At 39.3% G+C, this 17,512-nt stretch carries 14 protein-coding genes; 3 read left to right on the top strand and 11 right to left on the bottom strand.

Annotated elements, in window-relative coordinates; all coding sequences use genetic code 11:
- Window positions 1-195 precede the first annotated feature (195 nt).
- The 3 genes from RM541_RS02525 to RM541_RS02515 all read right to left on the bottom strand — a co-directional run bounded on the left by RM541_RS02525 (window position 196) and on the right by RM541_RS02515 (window position 3,473).
- On the bottom strand, window positions 196-2,265 hold the full coding sequence (locus RM541_RS02525) for a M13 family metallopeptidase (protein WP_311498648.1): 2,070 nt from the start codon (window positions 2,263-2,265) through the stop codon (window positions 196-198).
- A 95-nt stretch (window positions 2,266-2,360) separates the two neighbouring features.
- Entirely contained in the window at window positions 2,361-2,873 is a 513-nt protein-coding gene (locus RM541_RS02520; protein WP_311498647.1) for a nuclear transport factor 2 family protein, read from the bottom strand.
- An 18-nt stretch (window positions 2,874-2,891) separates the two neighbouring features.
- On the bottom strand, window positions 2,892-3,473 hold the full coding sequence (locus tag RM541_RS02515) for a hypothetical protein (RefSeq protein WP_311498646.1): 582 nt from the start codon (window positions 3,471-3,473) through the stop codon (window positions 2,892-2,894).
- 267 nt (window positions 3,474-3,740) lie between these two features.
- On the opposite strand from RM541_RS02515, the gene RM541_RS02510 reads away from it, so the two are divergent.
- On the top strand, window positions 3,741-4,694 hold the full coding sequence (locus RM541_RS02510) for an NAD-dependent epimerase/dehydratase family protein (protein ID WP_311498645.1): 954 nt from the start codon (window positions 3,741-3,743) through the stop codon (window positions 4,692-4,694).
- A gap of 187 nt (window positions 4,695-4,881) precedes the next feature.
- Here the strand turns inward: RM541_RS02510 and RM541_RS02505 are convergent, their stop codons facing one another.
- The 4 genes from RM541_RS02505 to aspS form a co-directional block, all read right to left on the bottom strand.
- A complete protein-coding gene (locus RM541_RS02505) occupies window positions 4,882-5,076 on the bottom strand; it encodes a cold-shock protein (protein WP_311482759.1) in 195 nt (64 codons plus the stop codon).
- A 100-nt stretch (window positions 5,077-5,176) separates the two neighbouring features.
- Window positions 5,177-5,416, bottom strand: a complete 240-nt coding sequence (locus RM541_RS02500) for a hypothetical protein (protein WP_311498644.1) — start codon at window positions 5,414-5,416, stop codon at window positions 5,177-5,179.
- Window positions 5,417-5,419: 3 nt separating this feature from the next.
- Window positions 5,420-7,207 (bottom strand): chloride channel protein, encoded by a 1,788-nt coding sequence (locus tag RM541_RS02495; protein WP_311498643.1) that lies wholly within the window; start codon window positions 7,205-7,207, stop codon window positions 5,420-5,422.
- Between the two features lie 58 nt (window positions 7,208-7,265).
- Window positions 7,266-9,014 (bottom strand): aspartate--tRNA ligase, encoded by a 1,749-nt coding sequence (aspS, locus tag RM541_RS02490; protein ID WP_311498642.1) that lies wholly within the window; start codon window positions 9,012-9,014, stop codon window positions 7,266-7,268.
- Between the two features lie 231 nt (window positions 9,015-9,245).
- Between aspS and RM541_RS02485 the strand changes: the two genes are divergently transcribed.
- Window positions 9,246-9,605: a toxin-antitoxin system YwqK family antitoxin gene (locus tag RM541_RS02485; RefSeq protein ID WP_311498641.1), complete on the top strand. Its 360-nt coding sequence runs from the start codon at window positions 9,246-9,248 to the stop codon at window positions 9,603-9,605.
- Between the two features lie 59 nt (window positions 9,606-9,664).
- On the opposite strand, the gene RM541_RS02480 is transcribed toward RM541_RS02485, so the two are convergent.
- From RM541_RS02480 to RM541_RS02465, 4 genes are read right to left on the bottom strand one after another with little or no spacing between them, the layout of a single operon-like run.
- Entirely contained in the window at window positions 9,665-13,141 is a 3,477-nt protein-coding gene (locus tag RM541_RS02480) for an efflux RND transporter permease subunit (RefSeq protein ID WP_311498640.1), read from the bottom strand.
- Between the two features lie 9 nt (window positions 13,142-13,150).
- The gene (locus RM541_RS02475) at window positions 13,151-14,314 is read right to left on the bottom strand and encodes an efflux RND transporter periplasmic adaptor subunit (RefSeq protein WP_311498639.1); all 1,164 of its coding nucleotides are present in this window, start codon (window positions 14,312-14,314) and stop codon (window positions 13,151-13,153) included.
- Window positions 14,315-14,336: 22 nt separating this feature from the next.
- Window positions 14,337-15,782: a TolC family protein gene (locus RM541_RS02470; protein WP_311498638.1), complete on the bottom strand. Its 1,446-nt coding sequence runs from the start codon at window positions 15,780-15,782 to the stop codon at window positions 14,337-14,339.
- The gene (locus RM541_RS02465) at window positions 15,766-16,377 is read right to left on the bottom strand and encodes a TetR/AcrR family transcriptional regulator (protein WP_311498637.1); all 612 of its coding nucleotides are present in this window, start codon (window positions 16,375-16,377) and stop codon (window positions 15,766-15,768) included. The genes RM541_RS02470 and RM541_RS02465 overlap by 17 nt, the downstream gene beginning before the upstream one ends.
- A 140-nt stretch (window positions 16,378-16,517) precedes the next feature.
- Here RM541_RS02465 and RM541_RS02460 point away from each other — a divergent pair, with 140 nt between their 5' ends.
- Entirely contained in the window at window positions 16,518-17,492 is a 975-nt protein-coding gene (locus tag RM541_RS02460) for a polyprenyl synthetase family protein (RefSeq protein WP_311498636.1), read from the top strand.
- The last annotated feature ends 20 nt before the right edge of the window (window positions 17,493-17,512 follow it).

The following is a 17,512-nucleotide window of genomic DNA, read 5'->3' as shown; positions in this document are numbered from 1 at the left end:
GGAAGATCCAAAGTTGAAAGCATCTCGACTCCGCTGTGACATAGTAATAATAACCAGTTCATTAGGTTTTAAAATTTAGTCTTAATTCTTGTTTCTTTCAGCGAAACGTTCTTGTATCTTTTCCAGTTGACAGTATTCGAAAATAAAAGAGCCGGAAAAATTCCGGCTCTCGTTATTTTAACTGTCTATTGAAAATTACCAGATTTTCACCCGGTTTTCAGGACTTACATACATTTTATCTCCTTCGGCAATATCGAAGGCTTCATAAAAAGCATCAATATTTTGCAACGGAACATACGCACGGTACATTCCCGGAGAGTGAGGATCTGTTTTAATTCTGTTTCTTAAAGCTTCCTCACGCATTTTTGTGCGCCATACGGTTGCCCAGGACATAAAGAAACGTTGCTCCGGTGTATATCCGTCAATCTCACCAGGGTTTCCATGCTCTTCAAGATGAATTTGTAGTCCGTCGTAAGCAGCATTTACTCCACCTAAATCCCCAATGTTTTCACCTAAAGTAAATTGACCGTTGATATAAACACTATCCAAAACTTCAATTGCACTGTATTGATCTGCCAGTTCGCTTCCCAGCTCTTCAAATTGCTCAAGGTCTTCATCTGTCCACCAGTTGTTCAGGTTCCCTTCAGCATCAAAACGTGACCCACTGTCGTCAAAACCATGAGAAATTTCGTGTCCTATTACTGCTCCAATTCCGCCGTAATTTACTGCAGCATCAGCTTTATAATCATAAAAAGGCGGTTGTAAAATTGCAGCAGGGAATACGATCTCGTTGTAACTTGGGTTATAATAAGCGTTTACAGTTTGCGGTGGCATATACCATTCGCTCTTATCTACAGGCTGTCCAAGTTCTGCAAGGTTTTCTTCAACTCTCCATTTTTGAGCGTTCATCAGGTTTTGGAAATAAGAACCTTCTTCTTCAGGACTTTTAATTTCAAGTCCGCTATAGTCTTCCCACTCATCAGGATAGCCTACTTTTACAGTGAAACTCGCTAATTTTTCGAGTGCTTTTTTCTTGGTGTCCTCGCTCATCCACGGTAGTTCATTAATCCTGTTTTCGTAGGCTGTAATGATATTTCCAATCATTTCCTGAGCTTTTTCTTTAGCTTCTGGCGGGAAATGTTTTTCTACGTAAAGTTTACCCAAAGCTTCTCCAACAGTTCCGTTAACAGTTCCCAGGGCTCTTTCATTACGTGGCCGTTGTTCCTGGGCTCCCTGTAAAGTTTTGTCATAGAACTCCCAGTTTTCGCGCTCAAGCTCAGTAGTTAGCATAGAAGCGGCATCATTAAAAAGATTCCACTTTAAATATGCTTTCCAATCTTCAACAGAATTTTGAGCAATAATATCCTGAAGCGACTTCATATACTCCGGCTGGGTAATAATGATTGTGTCCAGATTTTTAGCGCCAATTCCATCAAAAAATGCCTCCCATTGCATGGCAGGAACAGTGTTTTGAAGTTCATTTACCGTCATTGGATTGTACGTTTTTCTGGCATCACGACGTTCAACTTTATCCAGTTGAGGTTGTGCAAGACTGGTTTCAAAAGCAAGGATAGTTTCTGCTTCTGCAGTAGCTTCCTCTTCAGAATAATCTAAATACTGAAGCATTTCTGTAATATACTCCTTGTATTTTTCCCTCTTTTCCTGGGAGTCTGAATCGTCTGCAACGTAATAATCCCTGTCTGGTAATCCCAATCCTGAAGGATTAAGGTAAGCAGCATTCATATTGCTGTCTTTTCTATCTGCCCCAACATAAAAAGAAAAGAATCCTGCACTCCCGTATTCACTCATTTCAATCAGGAATTGCTGCAAATCTTCTTTACTGTTAATAGCATCAATTTTAGCAAGATATGGCTTGAGGGGCTCTATCCCCATTTCATTCCTGGATACGGTATCCATGATACTTTTGTAGAGGGAAACCGCTTTCGCCTGATCACTGTCAGGATTTAAAGTGTCGCTGGAAGACGCTGCTTCCAAAATGCTAAGTGCATCATCATCTGTTCTTTGACGTAACTCATAAAAACTACCCCAGGAAGTTCTGTCTTCCGGAATTTCAGTGGAATCCAGCCACTTTCCGTTTACATATCTAAAAAAGTCGTCTTTTGGGTTTGTAGTAGTATCCATATAGGCAAGATTGATCCCATGGATTTCTTCTTCGGCCTGCGCCGTTCTATCCTCATTCGTGCAGCCGGTTAGTACAGCCGAGCCAAGAGCAGAAAATAGTAAAACATTTTTAAGTGTGTTCATGTGGTTTTAAAATTTTGAAAAATTGCATGCTAAAGTAGTAAAAAGGAACATATCTTTAACATGGTGTCTTTATGCAGAATTAATGCCAAAAAGCATTAATTTTTCTGAAGTTTGGTTTGGATCCTTTGATCTGCCTTCTTCTTGATAGCAAGAACTTCATCTACATTTTCGTTTGGAACGGTAATAGAAAGAACGTAGTGCTTAATTTTCCAGTTTTCGCCCTTTTTTATAAGAACTCCCGAGCCGCGGCAAATTCCCATTTGCGTGTCCAGCAATTCATCAAACCAGGCATAATCTCCGCTTTTTCCGAAGTAAATATTCCTTTCCAGCGCTGTAAACTTCCAGGCTTTACCTTTGTCGAAATGAGGTCTTGCATATTCCCTGAAGTCTTTGTTCTGCCAGTTTTCCGTGGCATCTGTACCAACAAAAACAGCATCTTCTGTCATTAATTCAAAATAAGCTTCAAAATTGGCATTTGCAGCGGCCTCGTGCCAAAGGTCGAGGGTCTGCTCAACCTGTTTTTGGGCAGAAAGTTGAGCATTAGAAGGGGTTTGCGCATAAAAATTGCAGCTGGTAATCAGGAGCAAAAATGCTAAAAAGGTTTTCATTAGAGTAAATTGCAAGATTTAATCATCGTTTAAAATACGGCGGCTTCTGGCAAAAACAGAATCAGTTTCCTCCTCTTCCATTTCCTCCTCCTGCAAATCCAGTTCAGCTTCAAAATCCTGAAGTGTTTTTAGGAAAATTTCGTTCATCTGGATTTTCAGGTAATTAAATTCTGAAGGAATCTCTTCTGCGACTTCCTCTATTTGGTCAGGATCGGGCTTTCTTTTAGAGGCGGCGTGATTCAGCAGCATAGATTTTGTGGTAAGTACATTTAAACGCGCCTCGACGGCTGTGGATCTTAGCGAATCTGGAACCGAATTTTGTAAAGAGATCATTATTTCTGCCAGAGGAGCGGCATTGTCCATCACTTCGCGAAGCGTGGCATCATCAAATTTATCAATTTCATTTTGCGCAGTAATATATTCTATCCACAACACAGCATATTCCCGTGCTTCCGGCAAAAGCAGTACCTGCTCATTGGTAACCTCTATTTGCCTCCCAAATTCGGTGGTGTCCACTTCTGTTGTTGCAGAATTCGCCACCTGTTTGTCTTTGCAGGACACCAGGCACAACAGACCTAAAATAAAGGTGATTTTCTTCATTTAAATTAACTGAATTTCGGAATAGAAATACTTACTATAATTGTGGATATAAATTTAGAGTAATTCCGCGGGAAACAAAACAGAACATCGAAAATTGCCATTTTACAGGTGTCGCTATATTTCTTCGGAAGAAAACAAAGAAATAAGGTTTATGCTGAAGTTTCTACAACTCATCAAATTAGAAGAACTTCAAAAATAGGATAGCTTTAAGGTTTTTTGTTGCATAAATCTCTGTAAGAATGGATATATTTGCAAAAAATTAAATTTATGCCTGGAAAAATCCTGATTATAGGAGCCAGCGGACAAATAGGCACCGAATTGAGCCTCAAACTGAGAGAAATCCACGGAAATGAGAGCGTAATTGCCAGTGATATAAGGGAAGGTAAGGACGAATTGATGAATTCCGGTCCTTTTGAAGTTGCCGATGCCACCAATGCGCAACAAATTGACGAAATTGTGGAAAAACATGCAATTTCTGAGGTTTATCTTATGGCGGCAATGCTCAGCGCCACTGCCGAAAAAGCACCAATGAAGGCCTGGCACTTAAACATGGAATCTCTATTTAACGTGCTTAACCTGGCCAGGGATAAGAAAATTGAAAAGGTTTTCTGGCCATCCAGTATTGCCGTTTTTGGACCTACAACACCTAAAGAAGAAACTCCGCAAAACACCATTATGGAGCCTTCTACGGTTTATGGAATCAGTAAACAAACAGGGGAGCGCTGGTGTGAATATTTTCACAGGATTTACGGCGTAGATGTGAGAAGTATCCGTTACCCGGGGATTATAAGTTACAGAACGCTGCCGGGCGGAGGGACGACAGATTATGCTATAGAGATTTTTCATGAAGCCGTGAAAAATGGTTCGTATACTTCTTTTCTTTCTGAAGATACCTCACTTCCCATGATGTATATGGAAGATGCCATAAAAGCGACAATTGACATTATGGAGGCACCTTCTGAAAAAATAAAAATCAGGTCTGCCTATAATCTTTCGGCAATGAGTTTTACTCCGAAATTGCTTGCTGAAGAAATTAAAAAGCAGTTGCCGGGGTTTAAAATAGATTACAATCCAGATTTCAGGCAAAGAATAGCGGATTCGTGGCCTTCCAGTATCGATGATTCTCAAGCCCGTGAAGACTGGGGCTGGAACCCTGATTTTGATATTGAAGCCCTTACCACAGCAATGCTGAAAGGCATGAAGGAACAGCTTCAGAAATAGGTTTCAGAATTTTTAAAATTTACCAAGGCATTCAATTTTATAAATGGTGCAGGGAATTTCTGCAGTTCGAAAATTGGCATTTTGAGGCAAGCTCCAAAACGTAAATTTTCAGAAGAAATTTACAGAGTAGTATAGAACTAAAAAAAGCCGCTACAGCGGCTTTTTGAAGTCTTAAATAGAAAATATGCTATTCTATAACGCGCACATTGCTTGCGTTTACTCCTTTTCTTCCTTCCACTTCTTCATACTCTACTTTGTCACCCTCTTGAAGAGTTTCGCCGTCAAGTCCTGTAATGTGAACAAAGATGTCTCTTCCGGTTTCGTCGTTAGTGATGAATCCATAACCTTTGGACTCATTGAAAAATTTTACTGTACCTTCCATTATAAAAAAATAAATATTATTAAAGTGCAAACTTAGTATATTATATTCGACATGGCCGCAAATTTTTCTCAGAATTTTAAAAAATTAAGAGTTTCATGTTCTACTTTCGGTTATTTTCCCGCATTTTTTTCATGTTTTTCTCAGAGAGGGTATAGTCTTCCAGCTTTTTTCCTTTCCATCTCACATAGAGGAAGATAGGCATTAAAATAAAGGCGCTGACCAGGACGGCAATTCCAACTATGGCATCACCTAATGGATCATTTCCCTCCATCTTGTAGTAAAAACCCACTCCAATGGCAATGAGAATCCCTATACCTAAAATCTTCAATATCGTATTCATAATTTAGACTGTTACTTCAATTAATTTCTTGCGATAGGCGGTAAGTAGTTTAGATTTTGAAATAAATCCTATATACTCTCTGTCCTTCACAACAGGAAGGTTCCAGGCATCACTATCCTGAAATTTCTTCATTATATCTTTAGTCCTGTCTTTCCTTAAATCTATAATCTCGGGTGGACGTTGCATGATGTCACTTACCATAACTTCATCATACATTTTCTGGTCGAACATAATGGGCCGTATATCGTCCAGAAGGATAATACCAAGGAATATACCTTTTTTGTCTACAACCGGAAAAATATTCCTGTTGGATTTAATAACGCCTTCTTTTATTAAGTCGCCCAATGTCATATTAATCTTAATCGGAATAAAATTTCGTTCAATAACGCTGTTAATGTTCATTAGTGTTAAAACCATCTGATCCTTATTATGCGTAAGTAGCTCTCCTTTGGCAGCAAGTTCCAGCGTATAGACAGAATGAGGCTGAAACTGGGAAGTGATCATAAAGGAAATCGCAGCGGTAATCATTAATGGAATAAATAATTCGTAACCGTGCGTCAGTTCAGCAATAAGGAAGATTGCGGTTAAAGGTGCATGAAGAACTCCCGCCATTAATCCTGCCATTCCTACAAGTGTGAAATTACTGACTGAAATAGGATTGGCTATTTTTAAATGGTTTATAAACAGGGCAAAGCAATGTCCCATCGCGCTCCCCATAAATAGAACAGGTGCAAAGATTCCGCCAACACCGCCAGCACTAAATGTGAGGGAGGTGGCGACAATCTTAAAAATCACCAGTCCGGCTAAAAGTATTATTACCACCCAGAAATTCTCCAGGTAAGCATTGAAAAAGTTAGTGCCGAGGGCCTCCAGATAATTTTCCTGAAGCAAATTGTTGATTACGTTATAACCTTCACCATATAACGGTGGAATAAAATATATAAGGATTCCCAGCCCTAAACCTGCTAAAATGAGTCGGTAGAAGGGGGACTCGATCTTTGCAAAAATTTTATTAATACTGAAGTAGGTTTTCGTAAAGTATATAGAACATATAGAGGCCAGTACTCCCAGCAGTATATAATATGGAGCTTCAGAAATAATAAAACTATCCTTTAGCTGAAACGGAAGAATAATTTCACTTCCGAAGAAAAAATAAGAGGTAAGGATTGCTGAAACTGACGCCAGGAGCAAAGGCAGCAAAGAAACCAGGGTAAGATCCAGACTAAACACTTCAATAGCGAAAATAATAGCCGCAATTGGAGCTTTAAAAATTGAAGACATGGCTCCTGCGGCCGCACAACCTATTAACAGTGTTCTGGAAGCCTGGTTGAGCAGGAAAACGCGGGAAATATTAGAACCAAGAGAAGCGCCGGTAGCCACAGTAGGGCCTTCGAGACCAACAGAACCACCAAAACCCACAGTAATTGGAGCGGTGATAAGAGATGCATACATCTGGTACCTTCTCATAATCCCTTTACGCTGTGAAATAGCATGAAGGGTAGTGGGAATACCGTGTCCTATTTTTCTCCGGAAAACGAATTTTATTAAAAGCCACGTAATAAAGAGGCCGATAATGGGGAAAATAAAATAAAATGCATCGTGGTAATTTGCAATAAACTTTCCTTCAAGCAGTGTCTGTATAAAATGGGTAAGGTTTTTTATGGCTACCGCTCCAAGGCCTGCAATAAAGCCAATAATAGCACTAAGAAACATCAGAAATTGCTGATGTGAAAGGTGCTGGGTTTTCCAGTTTAAAAACCGGAGCAAAACTGATTTGCTGAAATTTGCCACGCAAACTCTGTTTTAAATTATGACCAAAAATTACGCTTAATGCAGGAAAAAAGCTAACCTATATCCTTAGCTTAAGGTGCAGCTCTTTCAGTTGATCTTCGTCCAGTTTTGCAGGAGCATCAATCATTACATCACGACCGGCGTTGTTCTTAGGAAAGGCAATAAAATCGCGAATAGTTTCCTGTCCACCAAGTATAGCCACAAGCCTGTCAAAACCAAAGGCTATTCCGCCGTGAGGTGGAGCACCATATTGAAAAGCGTCCATTAAAAATCCAAATTGTTCTTTGGCTTCTTCTTCTGTAAACCCAAGATAATCAAACATTTTAGACTGTGTTTTTTTATCGTGGATCCTAATTGAACCACCACCAATTTCGTTTCCATTAAGGACAAGGTCGTAGGCATTTGCACGAACTTCTCCTGGATTAGTTTCCAGTAATGCAATATCTTCTTTTTTTGGTGATGTAAATGGGTGGTGCATTGCATGATACCTTTGGGTTTCTTCGTCCCATTCCAAAAGCGGAAAATCGAGTACCCATAGCGGAGCGAATTCTTCAGAATTTCTTAGACCCAATTCATTCCCCAGGTGCATTCTTAATGTACTTAGTTGAGTGCGTGTTTTATTTGTATCGCCGGCCATGACCAGGATTAAATCTCCTGCTTTTGCACCAGTTTCTTTTGCCCAGCCAAGAAGATCTTCAGAAGAATAAAATTTATCTACAGAAGATTTTAAGCTGCCGTCTTCATTATATTTTACCCAAACAAGCCCATTTGCGCCTACCTGTGGTCGCTTTACCCAATCAATAAGTTTGTCGATTTCTTTACGGGTATAGGAAGCGGCACCGGGAACAGCAATTCCCACTACGAGCTCCTGCTGATCAAATACATTAAAACCTTTGTTTTTTGCCTGTTCGTTGAGGTTGGCGAATTCCATCCCAAAACGAATATCAGGTTTGTCATTTCCGTACTTCGCCATAGCTTCGGCATAAGTCATCCTCGGAAAATCAATAATATCGACCCCTTTTATTTCTTTGAGGAGGTGTCGGGTAAGACCTTCAAAAATATTCAGGATATCTTCCTGCTCAACAAAGGCCATTTCGCAGTCGATTTGTGTGAATTCCGGTTGCCTGTCTGCCCTTAAATCTTCATCCCTGAAGCATTTAACGATCTGAAAATATTTATCCATTCCGCCAACCATCAGCAGTTGCTTAAAAGTCTGCGGAGACTGGGGAAGTGCGTAGAACTGGCCTTCATTCATCCTGCTTGGGACTACAAAATCCCGGGCACCTTCAGGAGTTGACTTGATGAGGTACGGAGTTTCAACTTCAATAAAACCGGCCTGTGAAAGGTAATTTCTTACCTGCATTCCGACTTTATGACGAAACACAAGTTTGTTCTTTACCGGATTCCGGCGGATATCGAGGTAACGATATTTCATTCTTAAATCTTCACCTCCATCTGTCTCTTCTTCAATTGTAAAAGGAGGGGTAAGGGAGGTATTCAGGATATTTAGCTGAGATACCAGGATTTCTATTTCCCCGGTTGGAATGTTGGGGTTTTTAGATTCGCGTTCAATCACTTCTCCTGTTACCTGAATCACAAATTCGCGACCAAGTTTTCCTGCCTTCTCCATGAGCTCTTTAGAAGAACGTTCTTCATCAAAAATCAGCTGGGTGATGCCATAGCGATCCCGAAGATCAACCCATACCATGAAGCCTTTGTTTCTAATCTTCTGAACCCATCCTGAAAGCTGAACTTCCTGGTCTTTGTTTGTTAGGTTAATTTCCCCGCAAGTATGACTTCTGTACATAATATCCCTGAATTTTAAAGTGCTGCAAAAGTAATAAGTTCTTGTCGTTTTTAAGTGATTAATAATAGATAAAAGTCGGGGTGTTTATACAATAAATCTTCTTTTTAAAAAGGGTTTAAGTGTTGAATATGAGTATTTTGAATCTTAAATGTTAATTTAATGTTACCTGATTATTGATTTATTGTAAACTTTCTTGTATATTTGTAAAGCAATTATTAAATAAGAACTGTGATGAAGAAGATAAAACAAATAATGCTGATAGGCGCTTTAGCCATTGGTGGTGCTGTTATGGCACAAGAGAAAGAGCCTGTTTTTGAAAAACAGGGAGAATTAATTAAAGGGACGTTTTACTATGAAGATGGAAATATTAGACAGGAAGGTACGTACAAGGACGGAAAACTCCACGGGGAGTGGGTTTCTTACAACAAAGGAGGTGAAAAGACAGCGATCGGCCAGTACGAAGCGGGTCAAAAAGCTGGTAAATGGTTTTTTTGGACTGACGAAAATTTAACAGAAGTAGACTACGAGAACAGCAAAATTGCTTCAGTAAATAGCTGGAAAAATGAAAGCGGTATTGTGAGCAGTGATTAGTTTTCCTGAAGCTACAGAATATAAAAAAACCCCGAAGCATTTGCTTTGGGGTTTTCTTTTTATGCGGAAGTTATTTGCTTCCGTTCCTTTCTTTCCGAACGTTTGTTTTTAAATTTTACTTTCGCCCTGTTTACAAGATAAAACATTATCGGTACGATGATTAGAGTTAAAAAGGTTGCGAAAATAAGTCCGAAGATTACTGTCCATGCTAAAGGTCCCCAGAATATCACGTTATCTCCTCCAAGATAGATCTGCGGATCATAATCTGTAAACAAAGTAAAGAAATCTACATTAAATCCAATGGCTAAAGGAATAAGTCCAAGTACTGTGGTTATGGCCGTTAGTAATACCGGTCTTAGCCTGGATTTTCCACCAGCTACTATTACATGAAAATACTGTTCACGTGACAAAAGCCCGTCTTCTTCTAAGCCTAATTCCTCTTTCTTTCTGTCTATAAGAATTTGGGTATAGTCAATCAATACAATTGCGTTGTTCACAACAATACCTGCAAGTGAAATAATCCCCATCATAGTCATGATAATAATGAAATCCATTTGAAAAATCACCAGTCCAAGAAAAACTCCTACCAGGCTGAGTAATACCGACATCAAAATTATCACCGGTTTGGATACCGAATTAAATTGTGCAACCAAAATAAGCAAAATGCCTCCTAATGCAATGAGTAAGGCCTTAATAAGGAAGTTCATATTTTCGGCTTGTTCTTCCTGCTCGCCGGTAAATTCAAGGCTCACCTCTTCGGGTAATTCATAATTCTGCAACTCAGTCCTCAATTGTTCAACCACTTCATTTCCGTTGTAGCCTTGTAATACATTAGAGTATAAGGTGATAACCCTTTTTAAATCTTTCCTTTTTATTGAGCTGAAGGAAGAGGTTAATTTTTTATCTACCAGAGAAGAGATAGGGACCTGGATTAAATCTCCCGAACTCTGATCCTTAAAGGTAATAGGTTGATTAAATAGTACATTTTCGTTATACCTGTTTTCTTCATTAAACCTCACATTTACCTGATAATCGTCGTCTCCTTCTTTATAAGTCGAAACTTCCTCTCCATAAATAGCCCGTCTTAATGTTTGTCCAACCGCTGCAGTAGATACTCCCAGCTGTCCTGCTTTTTGGCGATCCACCTGAACTTCAAGTTCTGATTTTGCCTTGTTCACATCAATTTTTAGTTCTTCTATTCCGGCAATGCTGAGATCCTGAATATAGGAGCGCAAATTTTCGGCTTCATTAAGCATTTGTTCGTAATTCTCTCCCTTCAGTTCAATATTAATGGGGTAACCTGAGGGAGGTCCTGCGGCATCTTTCTCAACAATTACAGAGGCTCCCGGGAATCCCTGTACTGCTTCACGAACCTCAGAAAGCACCTTGCTGCTGGAAACGCCCCTTCGCTTTTGAAACTCACGCATAGAAAGCGTCACCTTTCCTTTGTGAGGCATATCATTTTGTTGGCCACCATCAGTTTGTGGATTTCCGGCGCCCTGTCCTACTTGTGAAATTGCAGATTCTACCATAAAGTTGTAGCCATCTTCATCTTCATATTTCTCAATGACCTCAAAAATCTGTTGTTCTACCTGCTTTGTGAGCTCATTTGTTTTTTCAATAGCCGTACCTTCCGGATATTCAATATACGTAATGATTTGCTTGGGTTCATTTTCAGGAAAAAATAACACCTTTGGTTGTACAAGGGCAATTAGAACTATAGACAGGAAAAGCATTAATACAGTTCCAAAGAAGAACACATAAGCCTTTTTCCCCCTAAGTGCGTATTTTAAGGTCCTCTCGTAGGAATTCTCAAGTTTTTTTAAAGCACGGAACTGAAAGAATTCTACTCCTCCCGCGAGTACGTATTTGTAAACCCATAATAAAATTCCACTCAGGATTAATAGGTTTCCAAAAGCACGGAGAGCACCGGAAGGAACTATATAACCAAGAATTAAAAGCAAAAGGCCGACACCTCCCATAATTCCGCTGTACCTTATGAGCTTTTTCTTCTTCAATTCCTCTTCTTCGGTTTTCATGAATTCTGAAGTAAGCATGGAATTAATAATTAATGCCACAAATAAGGAAGATCCCAATACAATGGAAAGGGTAATAGGAAAGATCATCATAAACTTTCCTACTGTTCCCGGCCATAATGCAAGAGGAAAAAAGGCCATAAGAGTAGTGGCAGTTGATGCAATAATTGGCCATGCAATTTCACCCATTCCTTGTTTTGCAGCTTGTTTTCTGGACATTCCCTGGTCCATAAGGGTATATACGTTTTCCACGACCACAATACCGTTATCCACAAGCATCCCCAGACCCATTACCAGTGCGAAAAGTACCATGGTATTAAGGGTGTAGCCCAAACTGGAAAGTACTATAAAGGATAAAAACATGGAAAGCGGAATTGCCAGCCCTACAAAAAGAGCATTTCTGAAGCCTAAAAAGAACATTAGAACCAGAACAACCAGTATAACCCCGAAAATGATGTTGTTTACCAAATCATTTACCTGCTTTTCAGTGTTTGTAGACTGATCATTAGAAAGACTTATATGTAGGCTTTGCGGCAGATATTTAGCTTGCTCTGTGGCAATGATATCCTTAATTTTTTCGATAGCCTCCACCATGTTTTGACCACTACGTTTTTTTATATCCAGCATTACAACAGGATCGCCATACTCACGGGCATAAGTGGTGGGATCTTTTTCCTTGAAATTAATTTCAGCAATGTCTCTTAAAAAAACATTTCCTCCATTCCGTTTTACGACTACATTTTCAAGTTCATCAGGATCTTGAATTTCACCAAGGATCCTGATATTTCTTTGTACACCACTGGTGATAATATTCCCTCCGGAAATGGTTCGGTTTTCTGCACTTACAGCATTTATAATATCTGAAAAACTTACTTTTGAAGCTGACATCTTATAAATATCCACAGCTATTTCAACTTCCATATCTTCGGCACCCTGGATATTGGCTTCTTTTATCTCAGGTAATATTTCAATACGATCCTGAAGATATTCAGCATAATCCTTAAGCTGTTGAACGGTATAATTTCCGGTGAGGTTGATGTTCAGGATAGATTGCTCTTCAGAAATATTAAGGTCAAAGACATTAGGTTCAACTTTAGCACCATTGTCCAATGTAGGCCATGTAGTTTCGGCCTTCACCATATCTACCTTGTCCTTTATCTTTTGCTTGGCAACATCTACATTTATGTCGTCCTCAAATTCTACAATCACTAAAGAATAGTCCTGCAATGTAGTTGAAGTAATTTCCTTTATGCCGGCAACATCATTAAACTCTTCCTCAAGAGGTTCAGTTATGAACTTTTCTACATCTTCTGCAGAATTTCCGGGGTTTACTGAACTTACATAAATCTCTGTCGTAATAACTTCGGGAAAAGATTCCCGGGGCATGGCATAATAAGACATTAGCCCTCCAATAAGGATGATGGCCATGATAACGTAAACCGTCATCTTGTTGTCTATAGCCCAGGAAGAAAGTTTAAAGTCCCTATCTATTTTATTCATTGCAAATAATTAATTTCTGATTTTTATTTCCTGACCGTCACGAAGATTTCTGCTGCCGTCGGTAATTATAGTGGTGCCAGGTTCTAAACCTGCCGTAATTTCTATTACACCATTGGCAACATAACCCGTTTCTACAGCTACTTCTTTCGCAACACCAGTGTTTTCTCCCTGTGATTCCCACACGTATACAAGGTTTTCCCCTTGCGGATTCTGCTGCACTGCATACTCGGGAACAACGATGGCACCTTCATTAGTATAATCGTTAATTCTTACCGTGGCAATCTGGTTTGGTTTTACCATCTTATCTTCATTAGGAATGGCTACCTCTATTCTGAAGGTTCGGTTATTGGGATTAATTGTATTTCCTACACGCTGAATTTTACCTGTAAATTCTTTTCCAATTGAATTGATTTCCACGATTACTTCGCTTCCTGCTGATATCTGGTTGAGGTAATTCTCCGGGACATTCGCTTCAACATACATATTTTGTAAGCTTACCAGTCTAAATAACTGACTTTGTCCGGGAGATACAACCTCACCTTGTTCTATTAATACTTCATCAATAATTCCGCTGAAGGGAGCTTTGATGGTACTCTTCGCAAGTTGGGTTCTTACCTGGTTAACGGCATTTTGTGTAGCTTCAAAATTAGATTGCGCCTCGAGGTATTGCATTTCTGATCCTATATTCTGGTTCCATAACCGCTCCTGGCGCTCAAAAGTAGTCTTTGCCAAAGATAACTGTGTCTCCAGTCGTGCCAGCTCACTTGCCAGTCCGCCATCATCAACTATCGCCAGCGTTTGCCCACGCGAAACTTCCTGTCCTTCACTTACACGAACATCCGCAAGAAGTCCTGAAGTTTCAGGGTATATAATAATATTCTCATCTGTAGATACATCTCCCTGTACCTGTGCGTAATGCTTAAAAACAGTATCTCCCACGGGTTGAATATTTACCAGTGGACGGCTACGGTTCTCATCGAGTTGATTAATTGCCTCGTCCAGCCGGTTAATCTGTTTCGTAAGCTCATTTTGTTCCTGGCTTAACTCCGACTTTCTTTGTCTTATCTCGCTTAAATCGCCATCCTGAATAACAGCATCTACGGATTTGTTTTCCTGCTCTCCGCAGGAATTTAGTATTAACGGAAGGCTTAGTAAAACGGCTAATTTTCTCATTGGTGAATTTATAATGTACCTGTTAATCTTCATTGTTATATTTTGTAGTGTCCAGTAAATTTTCCAGCTCAACCTTTGTAACGATTACATCCAGCATTGCCTGTAGTAGGTTTTGCTGTGCACTATATAGTTGTCTTTGCGCTTCACTAAGTTCGAAGCTGCTCGCGAGACCTTCAAAAAACTTAATCTGATTTTTATTTTCGATACGTTGAGCCAGTGCCAGATTTCTTTTCATATTCTGGTAATTTTCAAGGCTGAATTCGTATTCGGTTTTGGCAGAATTAATCTGATTCTTTACTTCATTTTCTGTACGCTCAAGTTCAATGAGTGCCTGCTCATAAGCTATCTGTTTCTGCTGGGTTCTGGAGCTTCGCATTCCACTGCTGAAAATTGGAATATTTAAGGTCACACCTAAAATGGACTGGTCAAAATACTCCTGATCGCTTTGTAGGAACGAAAATGTTTCACTGAAGCCCTGAAGTCCATAATTTACAAAGCCCGTTAGAGTTGGTAAGGCTTTGGCTTTCTCCAATCTTACTTCAATGTTTGCTGCTTCTGCTGTATTTTCTGCAATGCGATAGTCAATATTTTGCTCAACGGGAATTTGCTTTTGAAGCAATGCCAAATCAAAATATTCCATGGTAAGCTCGTCCAGGTCTTCGGTTAATATAATTTCGGCCTCCACGGGGATGCCCAGGCTAAGGTTGAGCATTTCGTACGCAATGTCACGCATTCTTCTGCTTCGGTTTAGATTGTTTTGCAATCCAAGAAGTGTTATTTCAAGTTGCTCCACATCTTCTTGTTCTGTCATTCCGTTTTCATAGAGGATGCTGGTTTCTTCAAAATTTTTCTGAGCAGTTTGTTCGTTTTTCTCCAGGATTTCTGCACTTTCTTCTGCGAGAAGTACATTGCCATAGGCATTGATAATTGCCCTTTTTACCTCCAGATCTGTTTTTGTTTTTGCATTTTCTGAAATTTCTAAAAGGGTTCTGGCAGATTGGATTCCCACAATATAGGAGCCGTCAAAAATTAACTGGTTCCAGGTGGCCGTGGCATTAAGACTTTGCTTTGTGCCAAACTGCACAGGTATAAAACCTTCAGGGGCATTTACAGGAACATCATTCCTCTGAATATTTTCAAAATAATCCTGCACAATATCAACAGTACTCTGGGTATTGTCAAAAGCAGCGGCGGGAAGTAAGGTTACCGGGCGTTTAATATAATTCTGATAATCTACATTACCTCCAATTTGCGGTAATCCCTGAGATATAATTTCCCATTTTTGTTTTAGGGCGATTCCAATGTCCTTTTGTGCTATCCTGGAGTTGTAATTGTTTTCAAGTCCAAAAACTATAGCCTCCTCAAGTGAGAGGCTGTATTTGGATATTTGATTTTTCTCCTGGGACCAAATGGGAAAGCTAATAAAGACTATCGCTACCGCTATTTGAAACTTATTTAAAATTCTCATGACTTTTTTTAAATTCTTCTAAAGTTTTTAATCCTTTTGGGGTGCATATGGCGTGGAGGTGATAATCCAGGAAATATTCCATCAGCTTTGGCTTACTGTATTCTTCCGGAGGAAAAATATCTGGATTTTTTATTCCTGACATGCCAAGAAAATGAATCCTGCCGATAAATGAAATAGGGATGCCTGAGCGATAATGTCCCGACTCAATTCCACGTTCAAGGTTGTCTGTAACGCAGTCCTGTACCACATCAAAGTATTTTTTTTCAATTGGCTGCGCTATTTTCGGATAGTATTTATGAAGCTGATAGTGTGGGGATGCTTTTTCATCTTTTAAATATGTCATAGTGAACCTCTTAATCTCATAAAGCTCAACAATTGGATTTTTCCTTTGAGCCCGTATTTTATCAATGCCGGTTTGGATTACATCAAAAAGATGGATAATTGTAGCCTGTACCAGTTTATTTTTGGTGGAAAAATGGTTGTAAATCGTTTTTTTGGAAATTCCCAGATTATCTGCAATATCATCCATTGTTACGCTTTTAAACCCCAGGCTTAAAAACATATCACTTGCTGTAATTAGAATTTTTTCTCTCAATCTATAAGAATTTGAGGGGCAAAAGTAGCATTAGGAAACCTTAAAAACAAATATAGTTTCCAGAGTTTACTGTAATTTAACTTGAGGCCAAAATTTGAATTATCTTCAATTGTGGTATTTTAGCTGAAAATTGAAAATTTATGCTGTCTATTTCTCAATATCGGGAAGCATTTTCAGAATATCTGGAGGAAAGAATAAGAGTACAGGAGCCAGAAAACTTATATGAGCCAATGGTTTATATTCTATCCCAGGGAGGGAAGCGACTTCGGCCGGTGCTTCTGCTTATGGCAACCGAAATATTTAATACCAATTACCGTAAGGCGCTGGATGCAGCTCTTGCCATTGAAATCTTTCATAATTTTTCTCTCGTTCATGATGATATTATGGATGATGCCCCCATTAGGCGTGGAAGTCCTACTGTACATGAAAAATGGGATATGAATACCGGCATACTTTCCGGGGATGCCATGCTTATAAAAGCATATCAGCTCTTTGAAAATTATGATAACCCAATTTTTAAAGAATTGGCCAGACTCTTTTCAAAGACAGCTATCCAGGTTTGTGAAGGTCAGCAGTACGACATAGATTTCGAAACCAGGGAAGATGTAAGTATTGAGGAGTATCTAAAGATGATCGAGTATAAAACAGCGGTCCTTGTAGGTGCTTCTCTGCAAATGGGGGCTATTATTGCTGAAGAAAGCCCTAAATGTAAGGAGGCTATTTATCAGTACGGTCGTTACCTGGGGATTGCTTTCCAATTACAGGATGATTATCTAGACGCTTTTGGAGATCCGGATACCTTTGGGAAACAGTCTGGAGGTGACATTATTGAGAATAAGAAAACTTTTCTTTATTTAAAGGCCTTGGAAACCTCTGGAAAAAGTGAAGGACAACAATTGGAGCATCTTTATTCTATAAATCCGGGAGATAGTTCAGAAAAAATAGAAGCGGTGAAAAATATTTTCCAGTCCAGTGGAGCGTCTGAATTAACCCGGCAGGAGATAAAAAAGTATACCAAAAAAGCATTTGATGTTCTGGAAAAAATAAATATTCCCCGGGAGAAAAAGGAGCTTTTAAAGAAATTTGGTGAGTCTTTAATGGAAAGGGAGGTGTAGAATTTTTTAATCAAAAATCA

The sequence above is a fragment of the Autumnicola psychrophila genome, assembly GCF_031846645.1.
GTDB classification, from domain to species: Bacteria; Bacteroidota; Bacteroidia; order Flavobacteriales; family Flavobacteriaceae; genus Autumnicola; species Autumnicola psychrophila.
This window is presented reverse-complemented; position numbering and strand designations above follow the sequence as displayed.

Bases quoted from the DNA above. Each gene is read 5' to 3' on its own strand.
- RM541_RS02470 (WP_311498638.1), bottom strand. From the start codon at position 15,782: ATGAGAATTTTAAATAAGTTTCAAATAGCGGTAGCGATAGTCTTTATT.
- aspS (WP_311498642.1), bottom strand. From the start codon at position 9,014: ATGTACAGAAGTCATACTTGCGGGGAAATTAACCTAACAAACAAAGAC.
- RM541_RS02515 (WP_311498646.1), bottom strand. From the start codon at position 3,473: ATGAAGAAAATCACCTTTATTTTAGGTCTGTTGTGCCTGGTGTCCTGC.
- RM541_RS02500 (WP_311498644.1), bottom strand. From the start codon at position 5,416: ATGAATACGATATTGAAGATTTTAGGTATAGGGATTCTCATTGCCATT.
- RM541_RS02520 (WP_311498647.1), bottom strand. From the start codon at position 2,873: ATGAAAACCTTTTTAGCATTTTTGCTCCTGATTACCAGCTGCAATTTT.
- RM541_RS02480 (WP_311498640.1), bottom strand. From the start codon at position 13,141: ATGAATAAAATAGATAGGGACTTTAAACTTTCTTCCTGGGCTATAGAC.
- RM541_RS02485 (WP_311498641.1), top strand. From the start codon at position 9,246: ATGAAGAAGATAAAACAAATAATGCTGATAGGCGCTTTAGCCATTGGT.
- RM541_RS02525 (WP_311498648.1), bottom strand. From the start codon at position 2,265: ATGAACACACTTAAAAATGTTTTACTATTTTCTGCTCTTGGCTCGGCT.
- RM541_RS02460 (WP_311498636.1), top strand. From the start codon at position 16,518: ATGCTGTCTATTTCTCAATATCGGGAAGCATTTTCAGAATATCTGGAG.
- RM541_RS02505 (WP_311482759.1), bottom strand. From the start codon at position 5,076: ATGGAAGGTACAGTAAAATTTTTCAATGAGTCCAAAGGTTATGGATTC.
- RM541_RS02510 (WP_311498645.1), top strand. From the start codon at position 3,741: ATGCCTGGAAAAATCCTGATTATAGGAGCCAGCGGACAAATAGGCACC.
- RM541_RS02475 (WP_311498639.1), bottom strand. From the start codon at position 14,314: ATGAGAAAATTAGCCGTTTTACTAAGCCTTCCGTTAATACTAAATTCC.